The organism is Aeromonas sp. s5 (genome assembly GCF_040907865.1).
Lineage (GTDB): Bacteria > Pseudomonadota > Gammaproteobacteria > Enterobacterales > Aeromonadaceae > Aeromonas > Aeromonas dhakensis.
This window is the reverse complement of sequence record NZ_JBFOCO010000023.1, coordinates 185,911-204,672: the sequence shown is the minus strand read 5'-3', so window position 1 is coordinate 204,672 and position 18,762 is coordinate 185,911. Positions and strand designations below refer to the sequence as shown.

15 protein-coding genes are annotated in these 18,762 nt (G+C 64.5%); 12 read left to right on the top strand and 3 right to left on the bottom strand.

Annotated features, from left to right (window positions below):
* Positions 1–113 precede the first annotated feature (113 nt).
* The 9 genes from AB5Y94_RS13720 to AB5Y94_RS13680 all read left to right on the top strand — a co-directional run bounded on the left by AB5Y94_RS13720 (position 114) and on the right by AB5Y94_RS13680 (position 10,901).
* Positions 114–1,097, top strand: coding sequence for an ABC transporter permease (locus AB5Y94_RS13720; RefSeq protein ID WP_005303257.1), 984 nt, complete (start codon positions 114–116; stop codon positions 1,095–1,097).
* 1 nt (position 1,098) lies between these two features.
* Entirely contained in the window at positions 1,099–2,019 is a 921-nt protein-coding gene (locus AB5Y94_RS13715; RefSeq protein ID WP_368205805.1) for an ABC transporter permease, read from the top strand.
* Positions 2,016–3,038: an ABC transporter ATP-binding protein gene (locus AB5Y94_RS13710; protein ID WP_368205803.1), complete on the top strand. Its 1,023-nt coding sequence runs from the start codon at positions 2,016–2,018 to the stop codon at positions 3,036–3,038. Before AB5Y94_RS13715 ends, AB5Y94_RS13710 begins: the two co-directional genes overlap by 4 nt.
* Before the next feature lie 11 nt (positions 3,039–3,049).
* Positions 3,050–4,042 (top strand): ABC transporter ATP-binding protein, encoded by a 993-nt coding sequence (locus AB5Y94_RS13705; RefSeq protein WP_368205801.1) that lies wholly within the window; start codon positions 3,050–3,052, stop codon positions 4,040–4,042.
* A 114-nt stretch (positions 4,043–4,156) separates the two neighbouring features.
* Complete coding sequence (locus AB5Y94_RS13700; protein ID WP_368205800.1) at positions 4,157–5,872, top strand: glycoside hydrolase family 9 protein; 1,716 nt, start codon at positions 4,157–4,159, stop codon at positions 5,870–5,872.
* The gene (locus AB5Y94_RS13695) at positions 5,865–6,737 is read left to right on the top strand and encodes a BadF/BadG/BcrA/BcrD ATPase family protein (RefSeq protein ID WP_368205798.1); all 873 of its coding nucleotides are present in this window, start codon (positions 5,865–5,867) and stop codon (positions 6,735–6,737) included. Before AB5Y94_RS13700 ends, AB5Y94_RS13695 begins: the two co-directional genes overlap by 8 nt.
* A gap of 103 nt (positions 6,738–6,840) precedes the next feature.
* A complete protein-coding gene (locus AB5Y94_RS13690) occupies positions 6,841–8,709 on the top strand; it encodes a beta-N-acetylhexosaminidase (RefSeq protein ID WP_368205797.1) in 1,869 nt (622 codons plus the stop codon).
* 214 nt (positions 8,710–8,923) lie between these two features.
* Positions 8,924–10,477, top strand: a complete 1,554-nt coding sequence (locus tag AB5Y94_RS13685; protein WP_368205795.1) for a methyl-accepting chemotaxis protein — start codon at positions 8,924–8,926, stop codon at positions 10,475–10,477.
* Positions 10,478–10,544: 67 nt separating this feature from the next.
* Complete coding sequence (locus AB5Y94_RS13680; protein ID WP_005303274.1) at positions 10,545–10,901, top strand: MGMT family protein; 357 nt, start codon at positions 10,545–10,547, stop codon at positions 10,899–10,901.
* A gap of 15 nt (positions 10,902–10,916) precedes the next feature.
* Here the strand turns inward: AB5Y94_RS13680 and AB5Y94_RS13675 are convergent, their stop codons facing one another.
* Both AB5Y94_RS13675 and topA read right to left on the bottom strand, forming a co-directional pair.
* Positions 10,917–11,084: a hypothetical protein gene (locus AB5Y94_RS13675; RefSeq protein ID WP_005303277.1), complete on the bottom strand. Its 168-nt coding sequence runs from the start codon at positions 11,082–11,084 to the stop codon at positions 10,917–10,919.
* Positions 11,085–11,198: 114 nt separating this feature from the next.
* Positions 11,199–13,820, bottom strand: a complete 2,622-nt coding sequence (topA, locus tag AB5Y94_RS13670; RefSeq protein WP_010633259.1) for a type I DNA topoisomerase — start codon at positions 13,818–13,820, stop codon at positions 11,199–11,201.
* Between the two features lie 361 nt (positions 13,821–14,181).
* Here topA and astB point away from each other — a divergent pair, with 361 nt between their 5' ends.
* Positions 14,182–15,519 (top strand): N-succinylarginine dihydrolase, encoded by a 1,338-nt coding sequence (gene astB / locus AB5Y94_RS13665; protein WP_005303281.1) that lies wholly within the window; start codon positions 14,182–14,184, stop codon positions 15,517–15,519.
* 226 nt (positions 15,520–15,745) lie between these two features.
* Here the strand turns inward: astB and sohB are convergent, their stop codons facing one another.
* Entirely contained in the window at positions 15,746–16,753 is a 1,008-nt protein-coding gene (gene sohB, locus AB5Y94_RS13660) for a protease SohB (RefSeq protein WP_368205793.1), read from the bottom strand.
* Positions 16,754–16,986: 233 nt separating this feature from the next.
* On the opposite strand from sohB, the gene AB5Y94_RS13655 reads away from it, so the two are divergent.
* Both AB5Y94_RS13655 and AB5Y94_RS13650 read left to right on the top strand, forming a co-directional pair.
* A complete protein-coding gene (locus tag AB5Y94_RS13655; protein WP_042051058.1) occupies positions 16,987–17,742 on the top strand; it encodes a YciK family oxidoreductase in 756 nt (251 codons plus the stop codon).
* Between the two features lie 117 nt (positions 17,743–17,859).
* A complete protein-coding gene (locus AB5Y94_RS13650) occupies positions 17,860–18,744 on the top strand; it encodes a LysR family transcriptional regulator (protein WP_010633255.1) in 885 nt (294 codons plus the stop codon).
* The last annotated feature ends 18 nt before the right edge of the window (positions 18,745–18,762 follow it).

Sequence of the window (18,762 nt, the reverse complement as noted above, 5' to 3'; positions counted from 1 at the left end):
CCGGCCCCCTGCGGGGGGCCCTCTTCCCCGCCCATTCCCCTTATCTCCCGGCTCTGCCGGGGTTGGGGTAACTATGCCCGGTGCGGGGCGGACCAGCAGTAAAAGGTATCATCATGGGATTCATACTGAGACGCTTTTCCTTCTATCTGGTCGCCTTTCTGGTGGCCGCCACCATCAATTTCCTGCTGCCCAGAGCCATGCCGGGGGACCCCGTCTCCGTCATGTTTGCCCGGGCCGGCGCCATGATGGAACCCGCCGCGCTGGAGGCCCTCAAGGCCACCTTCGGTTTCGTGGACGGCCCCATCGGCACCCAGTTTCTCACCTATGTGAAGAGCGTCTTCACCTGGGATCTCGGCACCTCGGTGCGCTACTACCCCCAACCGGTCGCCGACGTGCTCGGCCGCGCCATCGGCTGGACCCTGTTTCTGGTGGGCACTTCCACCATTCTGAGCTTCTCCATCGGTTCCATCGTCGGCATCTTCGCCGCCTGGCACCGGGGCGGTCGCCTCGACAGCATCCTCTCCCCGCTCACCCTGGTGATGCAGGCCATTCCGCCTGTGGTCATCTCGCTGCTGGCGCTCTTCCTGTTCGGGGTGAGCCTGGAGTGGCTGCCCATCGGCTACGCCTACAGCCCGGAGATCACCCCCGACTGGGGCTGGGAGCACATCAAGAGCATCCTGACCCACGCCATCATGCCGGTGGGCACCCTGGCCATGGTGCAGGTGGGGGGCTTTCTCATCACCATGCGCAACAACATGATCAACCTGCTGGGCGAGGACTACATCACCATGGCCAAGGCCAAGGGGCTCTCCAGCAACCGGGTGATCTTCAACTACGGCGCCCGCAACGCCATCCTGCCGAGCGTCACCGCCCTCTCCATGGCGCTCGGTTTCGTCATCGGCGGATCCCTCATCACCGAGGTGATCTTCAACTATCCCGGTCTGGGCCTGACCCTCTATCAGGGCATTCTGGCCCGCGACTACCCGCTCATTCAGGGGCAGCTGCTCATCATGACCATCACCATGCTCAGCTTCAACTTCCTGGCCGACGTGCTCTACGTCTTCCTGGATCCCCGTCTGCGTACCGGAGGCAAATAAGATGCGCATGCCGACTATTCTGAAAATCCTGCTGGGCAACAAGAAGGCCGCCTGCGGCCTCTTCATCGTGGTCAGCTTCGTGCTGATGGCCCTGTTCGCCCCCATTCTGGCCGGCAACGAACCGACCAAGCGGGTGGCCCGCCCCCACCAGCCCCCCAGCACCGAGTTCGTGATGGGCACCACCCGCATGGGCCACGACATCTGGGCCCAGTTCACCAACGGCGCCCGCATCTCCCTGATGGTGGGCTTCAGCGCGGGCCTGCTGGTGTGCGCCCTCGCCGTCGCCATCGGCATCACCGCCGGCTACTTCGGCGGCCTGGTGGACGAGTGCCTCACCTTCCTGATGAACGTGGTGCTGGTGATCCCCAACCTCCCTCTACTGCTGGTGCTGGCCAGCTTCATCGGGGAGGCGTCACCGGCGGTGATCGCCCTCATCATAGGCTTTACCTCCTGGGCCTATGGCGCGCGGGTCATCCGCGCCCAGACCCTGGCCCTGCGCGAGAAAGAGTTCGTCATCGCCGCCGAGGTGCTGGGGGAGCCGGCCTGGCGCATCATCCTGGTGGAGATATTGCCGAACCTCATCTCCATCATAGGGGTGAGCTTCATCGGCTCCATCATCTACGCCATCGTCACCGAGGCGACCCTGGAGTTCCTGGGCCTTGGCGACCCCACAGTCGTGAGCTGGGGCATCATGCTCTACAACGCCCAGACCTCGAGCGCCATCCTGGTCGGCGCCTGGTGGGAGATCCTGGCCCCCTGCTTCGCCATCGCAACGCTCGGTGCCGGTCTGGCCCTGCTCAACTTTGCCATCGACGAAATCGCCAACCCGCAGCTGCGCTCCCACAAGAGGCTCAATCGCTGGAAGAAACTCGCCGCCCCCGTCACCACGCCGGTACCGGCCGTACAGGAGAAGACAGCATGAGATCGCAACAACCCCTGCTGTCGGTACGCAACCTCTGCGTCGACTACATCACCGAGAACGGCGACGTGCGCGCCGTCAACTCGGTCAGCTTCGACATCGCCCCCGGTGAAGTGTTCGGCCTGGCCGGCGAGTCGGGCTGCGGCAAATCCACCGTCGCCTTCTCGGTGGCGCGGCTGCACAAGCCGCCCGCCTACATCAGCGGCGGCGAGATCCTGTTCAAGGGGGAGAACATCCTCCACTACGGCGATGAGCGGCTGCGCAGCTACCGCTGGCAGCAGGTGTCGGTGGTGTTCCAGTCCGCCATGAATGCGCTCAACCCGGTGCTGCGCATGGAGGAGCAGTTCTGCGACGTGCTGCTGGCCCACAACCCGGGGCTGACCCGCTATGAGGCGATCAAGCGCGCCCAGGAGCTGCTCACCATCGTCGACATCCACCCGAGCCGGCTCAAGGACTACCCGCACCAGTTCTCCGGCGGCATGCGCCAACGGCTGGTGATCGCCATCGCCATGGCGCTCAATCCCGAGCTGCTCATCATGGACGAGCCGACCACGGCGCTCGACGTGGTGGTGCAAAGGGAGATCCTGCAGAAGGTCTATGCGCTGAAAGAGAAGTTCAACTTCTCCATCCTCTTCATCACCCACGACCTCTCCTTGATGGTCGAGTTCTGCGATCGCATCGGCATCATGTACGCCGGTGAACTGGTGGAGGTGGCGCCGGCCAAGGCGATCCTGACCGCGCCGCTGCACCCCTATACCAGGGGGCTCGGCAACTCCTTCCCGCCCCTGCACGGGCCGAAGAAGGTGCTGGAGGGGATCCCGGGCACCCCGCTCAACCTGCTGGAGGTGCCGGTGGGCTGCCGCTTTCAGGCCCGCTGCGCCAGGGTGCACGAGCGCTGCCGCCAGCAGTACACCCGGCTGGCCGAGATCCGCCCCGGCCAACAAACTGCCTGTCACCTCTATGAGGCGCAGGATGAGCAACAAGATCCCCTGATCTATCTGGACAAGGCCGCTGGCTGTTAAGGATGTCTGTCATGCAAATCGCCCAAACCGACGCCCCCATCATCGAAGTCCAGCACCTCTACAAGGACTTCCCCGTCAACTCCAACGCCATCAAGAGCGGAAAGATGCGGGCCCTCTCGGACATCACCTTCAACCTGCACCGGGGCCGCGCCCTGGCGGTGGTGGGAGAGTCCGGCTCAGGCAAGAGCACCATCGCCAAGATCATCGCCAAGATGTACAAGCTCTCTGGCGGCCGCATCCTCTATCGCGGCCGCGACCTGGAGGAGTTCAACAAGGGCACCGCCCTGCTCGACTACCGTCAGAGCGTGCAGATGGTGTGGCAAGATCCGTTCGGTTCGCTGAACCCGACCCACACCATCTACCACCACATCGCCCGCCCCCTGCTGCTGCACAGCAAGGTGATCGACAAGCGTGACCTGCCCGACATGGTCTATGGCCTGCTGGAGAAGGTGGGGCTCACCCCCGCCAAGGCGACCGCGGCCAAGTACCCGCACCAGCTCTCCGGCGGCCAGCGCCAGCGGGTCAACATCGCCCGCAACCTGGCGGTGGAGGCCGAAGTGGTGCTGGCGGACGAGCCCACCTCCATGCTCGACGTCTCCATTCGTATCGGCATCCTCAACCTGATGGAGCAGATGAAGGATGAGCTCGGCGTCTCCATGCTCTACATCACCCACGACATCGCCACCGCCCGCTACGTGGCCGAGGATCTGGCGGTGATGTACGTCGGGCACATGGTGGAGTGGGGCAAGGTGGACGAGATCCTGCACCACCCCCAGCACCCCTACACCCAGTTGCTCATCTCGGCGGTACCCGACCCCGAGAAGAGCATCCACGCCGAGCTGGAGGGGGGGCGCAAGGGGGAGATCCCGCTCTGGACGCCGGAATCCTGCGGTTGCCCCTTCGCCGGGCGCTGCAATCAGGTGATGCCGCGCTGCAAGGAGACCCTGCCCCCCGTCAGCAAGCTTGCCGACAACCACTTTGTGCGCTGCTACCTCTACGAGTGAGGGTGAGCCTTGAACCGGCCGGACAGCACTGTCCGGCCATGCCTCGATACGGGGCGGCCATGGCCCCGTGATGTGCCTCACCGCCTGTCGGTGAACCACAGGAGTAATACCTCGATGGAACTCTTGATCAATCAGGTGGGTTACCCGTGCGACGGGGAGAAGATCGCCCTGCTGCAAGCCACCCCCGCCCATGATCTCGGCGGCTATGTCAGGCTGCAACGCCAGGGTGATGGCCAGATCCTGTTTGAAACCCCGCTGCAAGCGGCCGGCAGCGTCCCCGGCTGGCAGGGCCGTGCTTACTGGCGCGCCGACTTCTCGGCATTCCAAGAGCCCGGCCACTATCGGCTGGAGGCGATCACCGCCCAAGGCATTGTCCGCTCTACCCGCTTTGCCATCGGCCCCGATCTGCTGGCGAGCCGCTGCCTCTCCGACGTCATCCACTACTTCAAGGGACAGCGCGCCAGCGGCGCCTTCGATCGGGCCGACCGCAGCGCCCGTCTGTTTGGCAGCGACCGGCGCCGGGACGTGCACGGCGGCTGGTTCGATGCCAGCGGCGACATGAGCAAATACCTGAGCCACCTCTCTTACGCCAACTACCTCAACCCCCAGCAGACCCCCATGGTGGTCTGGGCCCTGCTCAAGTGCCGGGAGCTCTTGGCCCCGCGCCGCGACATCGACGGGGTCAACCTCTGCAAGCGGCTCAACGACGAGGCGCTGCACGGCGCGGATTTTCTCTGCCGGATGCAGGATGAGTCGGGCTTCTTCTATATGACCCTGTTCGACAAGTGGAGCAAGGATCCCGAGCAGCGCGAGCTGTGCGCCTACGCCACCCAGCAGGGGCTCAAGTCCGCCAACTGGCAGGCGGGTTTTCGGCAAGGGGGCGGCATGGCCATCGCCGCCCTGGCCCGCGCCGCCCGCGAGAGCGTCAGCGGCGACTTCGATGCAAGCGGCTATACCGAGGCGGCCAGACGCGGCTACCTGCACCTGCGTGAGCACAACCTGACCTATCTGGACGATGGGGTCGAGAACATCATCGACGACTACTGCGCCCTGCTGGCGGCGGTCGAGCTGACCCGCACCCTGGGCCCAGAGTGGCTGACAGAGGCCAGAGTGCGGGCCGACAAGCTCTGCGCCCGCCAGCACCCTCACCCTGAGCTCGGCCACTATTGGGCCGCCAACGAGGATGGCGCGCGCCCCTACTACCACGCCGCCGAGGCGGGCCTGCCGGTGCTGGCCCTGCTGGAATACGTGGGGATCGAGCCGGACTGGGAGCGCAAGAGCGCGGTGCAGCGGGTGATCGAGCAGGCGCTGGCCGCCGAGCTGGCGCTCTGTGCCCGCCCCGGCAACCCGTTTGCCCTCGCCCGCCAGTATGTGAAAGGGGTTGGCGAAGCCCCCCGCGTCAGCTTCTTTATGCCCCACCACAACGAGTCGGGCTACTGGTGGCAGGGGGAGAACGCTCGCCTCGCCTCGCTGGCGGCCATGGCGTTTGCCGCCGCGGCCCAGCTGCCGCACCAGAGCCGCTTGCTGCGCACCTTCGGCCAGCACCAGCTCGACTGGATCCTGGGGCAAAATCCCTTCAACGCCTGCATGCTGGCGGGTCATGGCAGCAACAACCCCGCCTACACCGCCGGCTATCCCAATGCGCTGGGGGGGATCTGCAACGGCATTACCTCAGGGTTTGATGACGAAAACGAGGTGGCCTTTATCCCCGAGGCCTACAAGGATCGGCTGGATCAGAACTGGCGCTGGGGTGAGCAGTGGATCCCGCACGCCGCCTGGTTTGCCCTGGCCATCACCTGGCAAAGCGCGCAGGGAGGCCACCATGATTGAGTACTGGGTCGGGGTGGATGGCGGCGGCACCCATACTCGCGCCCGCATTCGGGATCGGGCCGGCAAGCTGCTCGGCGAGGGGCGCGCCGCCGGCTCCAATCTGGAGCTCGGCATCGCACTCGCCCACAGCAACGTGCTGGCCGCCATCGAGCAGGCCCGTCTCGAGGCCGAGCTGGCTGAGGATGCCCAGCAACGGATGGGGGTCGGGCTGGCGCTCGCCTCCGCCGAGCTGGCCGACTGCTATCACGCCATGTTGACCATGCCCTTCCCCTTTGCGAGCGTGCGGCTCACCTCCGACGCCTTCGGGGCCTGCCTGGGCGCCTTTGGCGGCGAAGAGGGGGCCATCCTCATCGCCGGCACCGGCTCGGCCGGGCTCATCTATCGCCACGGCCAGCTGCACACCTGCTCCGGTCGCGGTTTTCCGATCTCGGATCTGGGCAGCGGCGCCTGGCTGGGGCTGCGCGCCATCCAGCAATCCCTGCTCTGCCACGACGGCATCCTGCCCCCCAGCACCCTGGCCATCCGCTTGCTCGATCACTTCAAGCGGGATCAGGCCGAGGTGGTACGCTGGGCCGCCCGCGCCATCCCCGCTGACTACGGCCGCTTCGCCCCCTGGGTGTTCGATGCCGCCAGCGACGGCGACGAGCTCGCCTGCCAGCTGCTGGAGGAGACCTGCCAGCAGCTGGCCATCCTGCTGGAGGGAATGCGCCAGCTGGGCGCCGACCGGATTGCCCTGCTCGGCGGCATCGGCATGCGCCTCGCCCCCCGTCTGGCGCACCTGCCGCTGGTCAGCCCCGCTGCCGACGCGCTGGAGGGGGCCATCCTGTTTGCCAAGACGGAGGCGCTGCCATGCCTGCACTCCTGAACCGGGTGTACCGGGCCAGCACCGGCACGCCCTCCCCTCAACCATCGCCAGCCGCCTTCACCAGGGCGGCCGGCCCCCTGCTCGTGCAACCGAAGGAGTTTTCATGTCCGCACCCCTGATCCACACCGAGGTCGACCGACGCGATGGTGACGACGTCTGGTTTCGTTTCAGCCTGAGCCAGCTGCCAGATGCCCCCTGGAAGCTCCACTTCTGCCTGGCCCGTCACATCGACCCAGGCTCGGTAGAGGGAGGGGAGCTGGAGCGCCAGAGCGGCAGCTACAAGGTCTTGATCCCGCAAACGGGGGCCAGTGAGCTGCGCTTCTGCTGTCGCAGCACCCCCATCAAGCGCCTCTCCGACATGCCGCGCGGCTTCTTCCTGAGCCTGCCCCGGGCCAGCAGCGGCCCCCAGCTGATGCCGGTGGAGCTGACCGGCGAGGAGCTGGGCCTGCCACAATCCGCCACTGCGGCGCCGGATCTGCCCGAGGTGGAGCCCCTCGCCGGCATAGTGCCCCAGCCGGATCGGCTGTTGCTGCTGGAGGGCAACTTCCGGCTGGCGGAGCGCGCCCACGTCAGCGGCCCGAGCCCCCTGCTCGGCCCGCTGCTGGCCCACTTCAACGAGCTGACCGGGCTCGCGCTGGCGCAGGATCACGACGCCGAGATCCGGCTGGTTGAAAGCGGCCTGGGCCCGGAGGCTTACCGGCTCACCATCACCCCGGAGGAGATAGTGATTGCCGCCGGCGGCGAGGCAGGTTGGCGCCATGGCCTCGTCAGCCTGGCCCAGTGGTATCTGCAGCACGGCGAGAGCCTACCCTGCATCGAGCTCAGCGACGCGCCGCGCTTTGGCTTTCGCGGCATCTTTCTGGACTGTGCCCGCCACTTTCACTCCCTCGCCACCCTCAAGCGCCTGCTCAAGCTGATGAGCCTCTACAAGTTCAATCGCTTCCACTGGCACCTGACCGATGACGAGGGGTGGCGCCTCGAGATCAAGGCCTTCCCCCAGCTGACCGAGCTGGCCGCCTGGCGCGGCCACGGCCTGGCCGTCGGGCCCCAGCTGAGCGGCGGCCCGGAGCCCTATGGCGGCTACTACACCCAGAGCGAGGTGCGCGAGCTGGTGGCCTATGCTGCCGGGCTTGGCATCACCATCATCCCGGAAATAGACATTCCCGGTCACTGCCACGCCGCCATCAAGGCGCTGCCCGAACTGCTGGTGGAGGAGGCCGACCGCTCCCGCTACCTGTCGGTGCAATATTTTGACGACAACGTGCTCAACCCGGCCCTGCCCGGCACCTATCAATTCCTGGAAGCCGTGATGGACGAGGTGTGCGAGCTGTTCCCGGGGCCACTGGTACACATGGGGGGGGATGAGGTGCCCAGCGGGGTCTGGACCGACAGCCCCGCCTGCCAGCAACTGATGAAGCAGCAGGGCTATCAGGATTGTCGCGAGCTGCAGGGCCACCTGCTGCGCCACTGCCAGCAGTACCTGGCCGGCAAGAGCAAGCGGATGCTGGGTTGGGAGGAGATCCTGCACGGCGACAAGGTGAGCCGGGACGCCACCATCTTCGCCTGGACCAGCTTCCAGGCCGGGCTCGACGCGGCCGCTGCGGGTTATCCGGTGGTGATGGCGCCGGCCCAGCACCTCTATCTGGACCTTGCCTGGAGTCAGGACATCCATGAACCTGGCCTCTACTGGGCGGGCACCCTCAATCTGGCGCAGGTCTACGCGTGCGACCCGGCCCCAGCCGATTTCCATGCCAACGATAACATCCTGGGGGTGCTGAGCCCCTTATGGTCGGAACTGATCACCTCTCGCGATCGTCTCGACTATATGTTGTTCCCGCGCATGCTGGCGACCGCCGAGGTGGCCTGGAGTGCTCCCGCCCGCAAGGGGTGGGAGCACTTCGCCGCCCGTCTGCCGGGCCAGCTGCAGATCCTCGACCAGCTCCAGGTGCGTTACCGGGTACCACAGAGGTAGTGTTATCTTTTTTCCTTGGCGGCCCGATGGCCGCCTTTTTTACGATTAACCAACAAAACATCAACTTGCCCCTACCATTCATCCGCCATTGTTGGCAAAATTCAGCCCCCTATGAAGCCGATCTGCCGCCCGCTGGCGCGAGCCTGCGGCCATCTCCAGATCTGCCACAATAACAACGACAAAGTTATCAACTAGAACATCGGAGCGTATTCCTATGGCCCGCAGAGACGTCCATACCCTGGACAGCGAAGTGGAGTTTCCTGCCGACGAACAACTGGTCTCCACCACGGATCTGCGCGGGGTGATCACCTACGCCAACCCCGCCTTCTGCCGCATCGCCGGCTACTCGGTCGACGAGCTGGTCGGCCACAACCACAACCTGGTGCGCCATCCCGACATGCCCAAGGCCGCCTTCGCCGATCTCTGGGCCCGCCTCAAGGAGGGCAAGCCCTGGCGCGGCATGGTGAAGAACCGCTGCAAGGATGGCCGCTACTACTGGGTCGATGCCTATGTGACCCCCATCTACGAGGGCAACCGGATCAGCGGCTACCAGTCGGTGCGCTGCAAGCCCGATCCCCAGCTCAAGCGCATCGCCGGCCAGGCCTACCAGGCCCTGCTCAAGGCCGAGCGCGGCACCGGCAGCCGCCTCCCCTCCCTTGCCCGGGTGCGCGCACCGTCCATCGCCCTGCTGCTGCTCGGCCTGGTAGGCTGGGCCTTCGCCAGCCAGGGGGCCATGACCGCCCTGCTGATGCTGCTGCCCCTGCTGCTCATCGGCGGCGCCTACTGGCGCGAGCTCTTCGCCCTGCCGCTCTATCTGCAGCAGCTCGGCCGCGAATACGACAGCCTGACCCGGCTGGTCTACTCAGGTGACGGCCCCGGCGCCATCGCCGATTTTCACATCAAGATGCTGCAGGCCCGCATCCGCACCGTGCTGGGCCGGGTCAACGATGCGACCAACCCGCTGCAGACCCTGGCCACCAACCTGAAACAGGCCTCCCATCAGGCCTGCCTCGACATCAACGAGCAGGATGCCCAGACCCAGCAGATGGCCGCCGCCATGACCCAGATGGCCAGCACGGCCCACGAGATTGCCCGCAACATCCAGGACTCCAACGGTCAGGTGAGCGAGGCACGCAGCCGCTGCCAGCACACGGACAAGCAGTTGGCCCAGACCGAGCAGCGCATCGAGCAGCTCGCCAGACAGGCGGAGCTCGCCTTCAACTCGGCGGTGGAGCTCGCCAGCGAGTCGGAGCGGATCGGCAGCGTGATGGGAGAGATCCAGGGCATCGCCGACCAGACCAACCTGCTGGCGCTGAACGCCGCCATCGAGGCGGCCCGGGCTGGTGAACAGGGGCGCGGCTTTGCGGTGGTGGCCGACGAGGTGCGCACCCTGTCGACCCGCACCCACAAGGCGACCGAGCAGATCCAGGGCAGCATCCAGCAGATCCAGCACACCCTGGGCCGCTGGAAGGGGATGATGCAGGAGAACCTGCAGCAGACCCGCGAGTGCGCCGAGATGACCCGTCAGGGCTCCAGCAGCCTGCATACCGTGCTGCAGGAGATCGAGCTGGTGACCGAGTTCTCCACCCAGATCGCCGCCGCCGCCGAGCAGCAGCAGACGGTGGTGGAGGACATCAGCCGCAGCATCCACCAGATCTCCGAGTACTCCCATGCCAACAGCCAGAAGATGCAGGAGGTCGACGACTCCAGTCAGGAGCTGCTGGAGCGGGCCAGGCAGCTCAAGGGGCTCAGCCAGACCTTCGGCTGACACATTTGCCAGTCACCCGACAGAAGCGCCACAATGGCGCTTCTGTTGTTTTTGACGAGTCAACTTCATGAGAACGGAATCGACCCCAGCCCCGCTGAACAAGGTGGCCCGCATCGAGGCGATCCTGGCCCTGATCCCGGCCGGTCGCGTGGTGAGCTATGGCCAGGTGGCGGATCTGGCGGGGCTGCCAGGCCGGGCCAGGCTGGTAGGCAAGGTGCTGAGGGAGACCGACAAGGTGCTGCCCTGGCACAGGGTGCTGGGCGCGGCGGGCACCATATCGCTGCCCAAGGGGTCGGCCGGCTTTGACAGACAGGCGGGATTGCTGCAGGAAGAGGGGGTGCCCGTGATTGGCGGGCGGGTCAGGATGAAGGAGTGGCAGTGGCAGCCCGACCTCGCCGAGCTGCTGTTTCTCCTGCCCTTCTGACGATGGCGGCCCGCCTCACCGGGTGATGGGGGCCAGGATCTCGTCGCTGCGCACCTGCACCGGGATGGTTTCGTACTCCCGTTGCAGCAGCACCAGCAGACTCTGCTTGTCCACTTCCAGCACATAGGCGGTTCCTTCCCGGGTCAGACAGGTCATTCCCGGCCGGATCTCGTTAATCTCCATCACAACCTCCGTGTCCAGCGCTGCCATCCTTGCAGCGGTTTCAGTATACCGCCATCTGAAAACAAAAAGGCCCCTGCAAGGGGCCTCTTTCATCAGAGTGTGCGCGCTGCGCAATCACGCCTTCTTCGACTTGGCCAGGCTCTCCTGCCACTTGCCGTTGTCGTAGTGCGCCGTCCAGCCGGTCGCCTTGCCGTTGACCTCGGTCATCACGTACTGCTCCTTGGTCTTGCGACTGAAGCGCACGATGGAGGCGTTACCGTCAGGATCTGACGCCGGGGCATCGGCCAGGTACTGGTGCTTGGGCGACAGGCGCTCCTTGAAGCGTTTGAGCTCTTCCACCAGCGGCGCACGAGTCTCGCGGGATTTCGGGAAGTTGCTGGCAGCCAGGAACAGACCGGCGGCACCGTCACGCAGCACGAAGTGGGCGTCGGACTGGGTGCATTTCAGCTCCGGCAGCGGTACCGGATCCTCCTTCGGCGGCGCGATATCACCGTTTTTCAAGATCTTGCGGGTGTTCTTGCAGGTGTCGTTGGTGCAACCCATGTACTTGCCGAAGCGGCCGTTCTTGAGCTGCATCTCGCTGCCACAGCGGTCACACTCGATGCTCGGCCCTTCGTAGCCCTTGAGCTTGAACTGGCCTTTCTCGATCTCGTAGCCGTCGCAATCCGGGTTGCGACCGCAGACGTGCAGCTTGCGGCTGTCGTCGATGATGTAGGCATCCATGGCGGTGCCGCATACGCCGCAGCGGTGCTTGGCGCGCAGCGCCTCGGTCTCGGCCTCGTCACCGTCGGTGGCGGAGACGAACTCGTCGGCGGAGACCAGGTTGATGGTCTTCTTGCAGCGCTCTTTGGGCGGCAATGCGTAACCGGAACAGCCGAGGAAGACCCCGGTGGTGGCGGTACGAATGCCCATCTTGCGGCCGCAATCCGGGCAGTCGATGTCGGTCAGCACCATCTGGTTGGCACGCATGCCCCCCTCTTCCACCGGCAGATCCGCTTTTTCCAGCTCCTGGGTGAACTCGGCGTAGAAGGCATCCAGCACCTTCTTCCACTCCAGGCTCCCCTCGGCGATGCCGTCGAGCTTGTCTTCCATCTTGGCGGTGAACTCGTAGTTCATCAGCTCGACGAAGTTCTCCACCAGCCGGTCGGTGACGATCTCACCCATCTTCTCGGCGAAGAAACGGCGGCTCTCGACCCGCACATAACCACGGTCGACGATGGTGGAGATGATGGAGGCGTAGGTGGATGGGCGGCCGATGCCGCGCTTTTCCAGCTCGCGCACCAGCGCCGCTTCGGTGAAACGGGCGGGCGGCTTGGTGAAGTGCTGGCGCGGATCCAGCTTGACCAGTTTGAGCACCTCGCCGACGGTCACCGCCGGCAGCTGGCTGTCTTCACCCTTGCGGCCCATCGGCGGCAGCGCCTTGGTCCAACCGGCGAAGCGCAGGGTGCGGCCGCGCGCCTTGAGCTCGAACTCGCCCGCCTTGACGGTCAGAGTGGAGGAGTCGTACTGGGCCGGGGTCATCTGGCAGGCGACAAACTGACGCCAGATGAGGTCATAGAGCCGCATGGCGTCCGGCTCCATCCCTTCCAGCATCTCGGCCGTCACCAGCACGCTGGAGGGGCGGATCGCCTCGTGGGCCTCTTGGGCATTGGCCTTGGCACCGTACAGGTTCGGATCGCTCGGCAGATAGGCCGCGCCATACTGCTCGCCGATGTATTCCCGCACCGCCTCGACCGCCTCTTTGCTGAGGTTGGTGGAGTCGGTACGCATATAGGTGATGTAACCCGCTTCATAGAGGCGCTGGGCCATCATCATGGTCTTCTTGACCCCGAAGCTCAGCCGGGTGGAGGCCGCCTGCTGCAGGGTGGAGGTGATGAAGGGGGCGGACGGTTTGGAGCCGGTCGGCTTGTCTTCCCGGTTCACCACCTTGTAGTCGACCCCTTCCAGGGCAGCCACGGCGGCGAAGGTCTCGGCCTGGGTCACCGGCTTGAAGTCGGCACCGTTGCGACTGACCACTTCCATCCGCAGATCGGCGTTATCACCGGTCAGCAGGTCGGCGTTGAGATCCCAGAACTCCACCGGTACGAAGGCCTTGATTTCGCGCTCTTTGTCGACGATGAGACGCACCGCGACGGACTGCACCCGGCCGGCGGAGAGGCCGCGGGCCAGCTTCTTCCACAAGAGCGGGGAGACCATGTAACCCACCACCCGGTCGAGGAAACGACGGGCCTGCTGGGCGTTGACGCGGTGAATGTTCAGCTCGGACGGCTGGGCGAACGCCTCCTGGATGGCGGTCTTGGTGATCTCGTTGAACACCACGCGCTTGTAGCGGCTGTCGTCGCCGCCGATGATCTCGCGCAGGTGCCAGGCGATCGCTTCCCCCTCTCTATCCAAGTCGGTTGCGAGATAGATGGTGTCGGCCTTCTCGGCCAGACTCTGCAACTCGCTGACCACTTTTTCCTTGCCGGGCAAAATCTGGTAGTTGGCCTGCCAGCCTGCTGTCGGATTGATCCCCATCCGTGAGAACAGGGCATTGCGCTCCTTGGCAGCCTTTTCTGATTCGCTCAGCTTGATGCCGCGAATGACAGGTTTTTTGGGCTCGTTGCTGGCGCTGCCGCTGGTCGGCAGATCGCGCACGTGACCAACGCTGGATTTCACCACGTAGTCCTTGCCCAAATATTTGTTGATGGTCTTGGCCTTGGCCGGAGACTCCACTATGACCAGTGATTTGCCCATGCTGTAACTATTATCCTCATTGCACCCGACGGGGTTGGTGTGCGGTTTTGTGGGGCTGTATAAGAGATTTGACGGGAAAAAGCAATCTTGTGAGCAAATTTGCCCAGCAGCCCGAACCACCTTGCTTCTTTATTTATTAATGCGAAGCCGAGCCGCGGGAAGCAACCGCTTTTTTATTTTTATGCTATATCCACCCTCTTTTTATATTGGAAACGACATAACCAACCGCTCTTGTAACATAACAAACCAGTTTCGTTATCAGCTTGTTACAAAAGACAAAATCTCCTTATAATGGCTGCATCCCGCAGCATTGTGCGCGGAAGGAACCGCTACCCATATAAAAATCGAAAGGATGTACTCAATGAAGCACTTCGAGGTCAACTTCGACGGCCTGGTCGGCCCGACCCACAACTATGCCGGCTTGTCCTATGGCAACGTCGCCTCCCAGAACAATGCCAAGGAAGCGTCCAATCCAAAGGAGGCCGCCAAGCAGGGGCTGCGCAAGATGAAGGCCTTGACCGACCTCGGCATGGTGCAGGGGGTACTGGCCCCGCAGGAACGACCGGATCTCGCCACCCTGCGTCGCCTCGGCTTCACCGGCAACGATGCAAGCGTCTTGGCCCAGGCCGCCAAACAGGCGCCCGCCGTGCTGGCCGCCTGCTACTCGGCCTCCAGCATGTGGACCGCCAACGCCGCCACCGTCTCCCCCAGTGCCGATACCCAGGATGGCCGCATCCACTTTACCCCCGCCAACCTGACCAACAAGTTTCACCGCTCCCTCGAGCCCGAGGTGACCGGTCGCATCCTGCGCGCCGTGTTCAACAACGACCGCCACTTCTACCACCATCAGCACCTGCCGGAGAACGACCACTTCGGTGACGAAGGTGCCGCCAACCACACCCGGCTGTGCCGCGCCTATGGCGAGTCCGGGGTCGAACTGTTCGTCTACGGCCGCAGCGCCTTCGATGTCTCCCAGCCCGCCCCCAAACGCTACCCGGCCCGCCAGACCCTGGAAGCAAGCCAGGCCATCGCCCGCCTGCACGGCCTGGGGGACGAGAGCGCGGTCTTCATCCAGCAGAACCCGGACGTGATCGATCAGGGGGTCTTCCACAACGACGTGATCGCGGTGGGCAACCAGAACGTGCTGTTCTTCCACCAGCAGGCGTTTCTCAACACCGCATCGGCGCTGGCCGAGGTGCGCACCAAGTTCGGTGACGGCGAGCTGCACTTTATCGAGGTGCCCACTGCCGAGGTGTCGGTGCAGGATGCGGTGAAATCCTATCTGTTCAACACCCAGATCCTGACCCTGCCGTCCGGCGAGATGGCGATCATCGCCCCCACCGAGTGCCGCGACAACCCGGCGGTGTCAGCCTATCTGGCCAAGCTGGTGACCCTGGGGACCCCGATCAAGGGGGTGCACTACATGGACGTGAAGCAGAGCATGAAGAACGGCGGCGGCCCCGCCTGTCTGCGGCTGCGGGTCGCCATGAACGACACCGAGCTGGCCGCAGTCAACCCGGCCTGCCTCATCAACGACGGCCAGTTTGCCCGCCTGGACGCCTGGGTGGAGAAACACTACCGCGACAGCCTGGCGCTGGACGACCTGCGCGACCCGGCGCTGGTCATGGAGTCCCGCACCGCGCTGGACGAGCTGACCCAGATCCTGAAACTGGGCTCCGTCTACCCGTTCCAGCGCTAAGGCGCACCAACCCTATAAAAAAGAGAGCCGGGCAAGTGCCCGGCTTTTTGTTGCTCTTTGAACGGCTTCCTAGAACCTGTTTTCGAACTGTCGCGAGAGGTCGTCAGCAAGGTGAAGAGCAGCGCAGGAACCGGAGCGTATAGACATACGTGAGCCTCCTGATTACAAACAAGCGAGCAGCACATGAGCCTTGATCACGACCTCGCAGTAAGGTCGGAACAGGTTCTTAGCGCCACGGTCCCTGCTGCCACAGCCGACCAAGACCCGACTCCAGCGCCACGGCAGCCTGCTGGCCGAGCTTCTGGGTCAGGCTCTTGGGCTTGCTGTAGCGAATGCCGACCACCTTGTGCTGGCTGGCCTGGGCCAGCAGATAGTCATCGCTGGTGCAGAGGCTGTCCACCAGCCCGAGCTGCTTGGCCTGGCTCGCCAGCCAGTGCTCGCCTGTGGTGACCTTGTCGATGTCGAGGTTGGGTCTGTGCTCGGCCACGAATGCCTTGAAGCGCTCGTGGATGGCGCCCAGCTCCTCGCGAAACTTCTCGCGCCCCAGGTCGTCGTTCTCGCCGAACATGGTGATGGTGCGCTTGTACTGGCCGGCGGTGTGCATCTCGAACTCGATGTCGTGCTTTTTCAGCAGCTTGTTGAAGTTCGGCAACTGGGCGATCACCCCGATGGAGCCGACGATGGCGAACGGCGCCGCCAGGATCTGATCCGCCACGCAGGCCATCATGTAGCCACCGCTTGCCGCCACCTTGTCGATGGCCACGGTCAGCTTGATGTCACGATCCCGCAGCCGCTGCAGCTGGGAGGCCGCCAGACCGTAGCCGTGCACCACGCCGCCGCCGGATTCGAGCCGCAGCAGCACTTCGTCCCCCGGCTGGGCTACGCCTATCACGGCGCTCACCTCTTCGCGCAGGGAGGCTACCTCCCTGGCATCCATGCTGCCGTGAAAATCGATGACGAACAGCCGGCTGCGCGCATCTTCGCTCTTGGCCCGGACCTTGTGCTCGGCCTTGCGCGCCTTCTCCAGCTGCTTGCGCTCCGCCTTGCCGGCCAATGCAGCCTGCAACTGGTGACGCCCCTGCTCCAGCTCGCTGGAGAGATCGGTCACCACCAGCTCCCCCTTGCGTGATTTGGGCTGACGGCTGCTTACCACCATCAGGATGACGGCGCCGATGGCGAGCAGTAGGGTAATGGTCTTGGCCAGGAACAGGCCGTATTCGGTCAAAAATGCCACTTGATGCTCCACTGGTGTGCCCCCGGGGGGACGATTTTTTCACATTCTAGGGAGTTTGCCCGGTGCGCGCAAAAACTCTGCGTCAACCCGTCAGAAATGCCAATCGACAATCACAACCCCTCTGATTTATTCACATTTTTGCCATCTCATACTGGTCAAACGCCGTGCGGGATCAGTACACTTGCCCCTCTATTGCCGGGCGCATCAGCCACGAATTGTTAACAGGAGTTGTCATGTTCGATTATCAGGCCCCCCAGGATCTGCTCAAGGACAAGGTCATTCTGGTCACGGGTGCCGGTGACGGCATCGGCCGCGAAGCGGCGCTCACCTATGCGGCCCACGGCGCCACCGTGATCCTGCTCGGACGCACCAGCGCCAAGCTGGAGGCGGTCTACGACCAGATCGAAGCGGCCGGCCACCCGCTGCCCGCCATCGTGCCGGTGGATCTGAAGGGGGCGACCGCCGCCCACTATCGCGGCATGGCCGAGACCTTCGCCCAGCAGTTCGGCCGTCTCGACGGCGTGCTGTTCAACGCCGGCCTGCTCGGCACCCTGTCACCGTTCGAACACATCCAGGAGCAGGAGTGGGACGAGGTGATGCAGGTCAACGTCAAATCCGAATTCCTGCTGACCCAGGCGCTGCTGCCGCTCATTCGCCAGACTGCCAAGGAGCAGGGCGATGCCTCCATCGTCTACACCTCCTCCAGCGTGGGCCGCAAGGGCCGCGCCTACTGGGGCACCTATGCCATCTCCAAGTTCGCCATCGAAGGCATGATGGAAGTGCTGGCGGACGAACTGGAGAACACCTCGGTGCGGGTCAACACCCTCAACCCGGGCGGCACCCGCACCAAAATGCGGGCCAGCGCCTTCCCGGCCGAAGATCCGCAGACCCTCAAGACTCCGGCCGACCTGATGCCGCTCTATCTCTATCTGATGGGAGTGGACAGCAAGGGCAAAACCGGCCAGACCTTTGTGGCCCAGCCCAAATAAATCAACAAAATAACCCCAACCCTGCGCGGCATGGGGTTAAATTCAATAGGGTGCCGTCGGCACCCTGTTGCGAATATGGCAAGGCCCGTTCCATCCAGTCCCTTATCAGGTTGAGATATGTTTCGTCCCAAGAGCACGTTTGAGCAATGGCGGATCTTTCAGGCCGTGGTGGATTGTGGCGGCTACGCCCAGGCCGCCGAGGCACTGAACAAGAGCCAGTCCTCCCTCAATCATGCGGTAGCCAAACTGCAGCAGAGTCTGGGGGTGGCCCTGCTGGAGGTGAGAGGGCGCAAGGCGGTGCTGACGCCGGCGGGGGAGATCTTCCTCAAGCGTGCCCGTCAGCTCAGTCAGCAGGTGGAAGAGCTGGAGAACTTGGCCAACAACCTGGAGCGGCAGTGGGAACCGCAGATCAACCTCTATGTGTCAGTGATGCAGCCGCGCGAGCGGCTCTATCGGGCGCTGGCCCACTTCTACCCCCGCAGCCGGGGCTGCCGGGTCAATCTGCACGAGCGAATCCACTGCCACTTCAACGCCCTGCAGGTGGGGGATCTGATGCTCTCGGAGCACCTGCCCCATGATCGCACCGGTCTGCCGCTGGACGAGGTGTGTCTGCTGCCGCTCTGCGCGGCCGATCACCCGCTCGCCACTCAGGGCGGCGCCATCGCCGCCGAGGCGCTGGCCGGCCACAACCAGATCAGCCTGCACCCCCCCATTCACCGCTCGGTGGACTGGAACGATGCGGACGACACCGGCTGGAAGGCGACCCACTACCACGAGGTGATCGCCATGCTCAAGCTCGGCCTCGGCTATGCCTGGCTGCCCCGCCACCTGGTGCAGGAGGAGCTGGCGAGCGGCGAGCTGGTGGCGCTGGATCTGGCCGGTGGCAACGAGCGCCACCTCTATACCTATCTGCTGACCCCGTCGGCCGACGCCCTGGGCCCGGCCACCGAGCTGCTGCTGCGCTGCCTGCGCAACGAATATCAGGACGACAGCGACCGCTAACCCGCCGCCATCAGGCAG

Coding starts and splice junctions, on each gene's coding strand:
- AB5Y94_RS13720 (WP_005303257.1), top strand. CDS start 114: ATGGGATTCATACTGAGACGCTTTTCCTTCTATCTGGTCGCCTTTCTG.
- AB5Y94_RS13715 (WP_368205805.1), top strand. CDS start 1,099: ATGCGCATGCCGACTATTCTGAAAATCCTGCTGGGCAACAAGAAGGCC.
- AB5Y94_RS13710 (WP_368205803.1), top strand. CDS start 2,016: ATGAGATCGCAACAACCCCTGCTGTCGGTACGCAACCTCTGCGTCGAC.
- AB5Y94_RS13705 (WP_368205801.1), top strand. CDS start 3,050: ATGCAAATCGCCCAAACCGACGCCCCCATCATCGAAGTCCAGCACCTC.
- AB5Y94_RS13700 (WP_368205800.1), top strand. CDS start 4,157: ATGGAACTCTTGATCAATCAGGTGGGTTACCCGTGCGACGGGGAGAAG.
- AB5Y94_RS13695 (WP_368205798.1), top strand. CDS start 5,865: ATGATTGAGTACTGGGTCGGGGTGGATGGCGGCGGCACCCATACTCGC.
- AB5Y94_RS13690 (WP_368205797.1), top strand. CDS start 6,841: ATGTCCGCACCCCTGATCCACACCGAGGTCGACCGACGCGATGGTGAC.
- AB5Y94_RS13685 (WP_368205795.1), top strand. CDS start 8,924: ATGGCCCGCAGAGACGTCCATACCCTGGACAGCGAAGTGGAGTTTCCT.
- AB5Y94_RS13680 (WP_005303274.1), top strand. CDS start 10,545: ATGAGAACGGAATCGACCCCAGCCCCGCTGAACAAGGTGGCCCGCATC.
- AB5Y94_RS13675 (WP_005303277.1), bottom strand. CDS start 11,084: ATGGAGATTAACGAGATCCGGCCGGGAATGACCTGTCTGACCCGGGAA.
- topA (WP_010633259.1), bottom strand. CDS start 13,820: ATGGGCAAATCACTGGTCATAGTGGAGTCTCCGGCCAAGGCCAAGACC.
- astB (WP_005303281.1), top strand. CDS start 14,182: ATGAAGCACTTCGAGGTCAACTTCGACGGCCTGGTCGGCCCGACCCAC.
- AB5Y94_RS13655 (WP_042051058.1), top strand. CDS start 16,987: ATGTTCGATTATCAGGCCCCCCAGGATCTGCTCAAGGACAAGGTCATT.
- AB5Y94_RS13650 (WP_010633255.1), top strand. CDS start 17,860: ATGTTTCGTCCCAAGAGCACGTTTGAGCAATGGCGGATCTTTCAGGCC.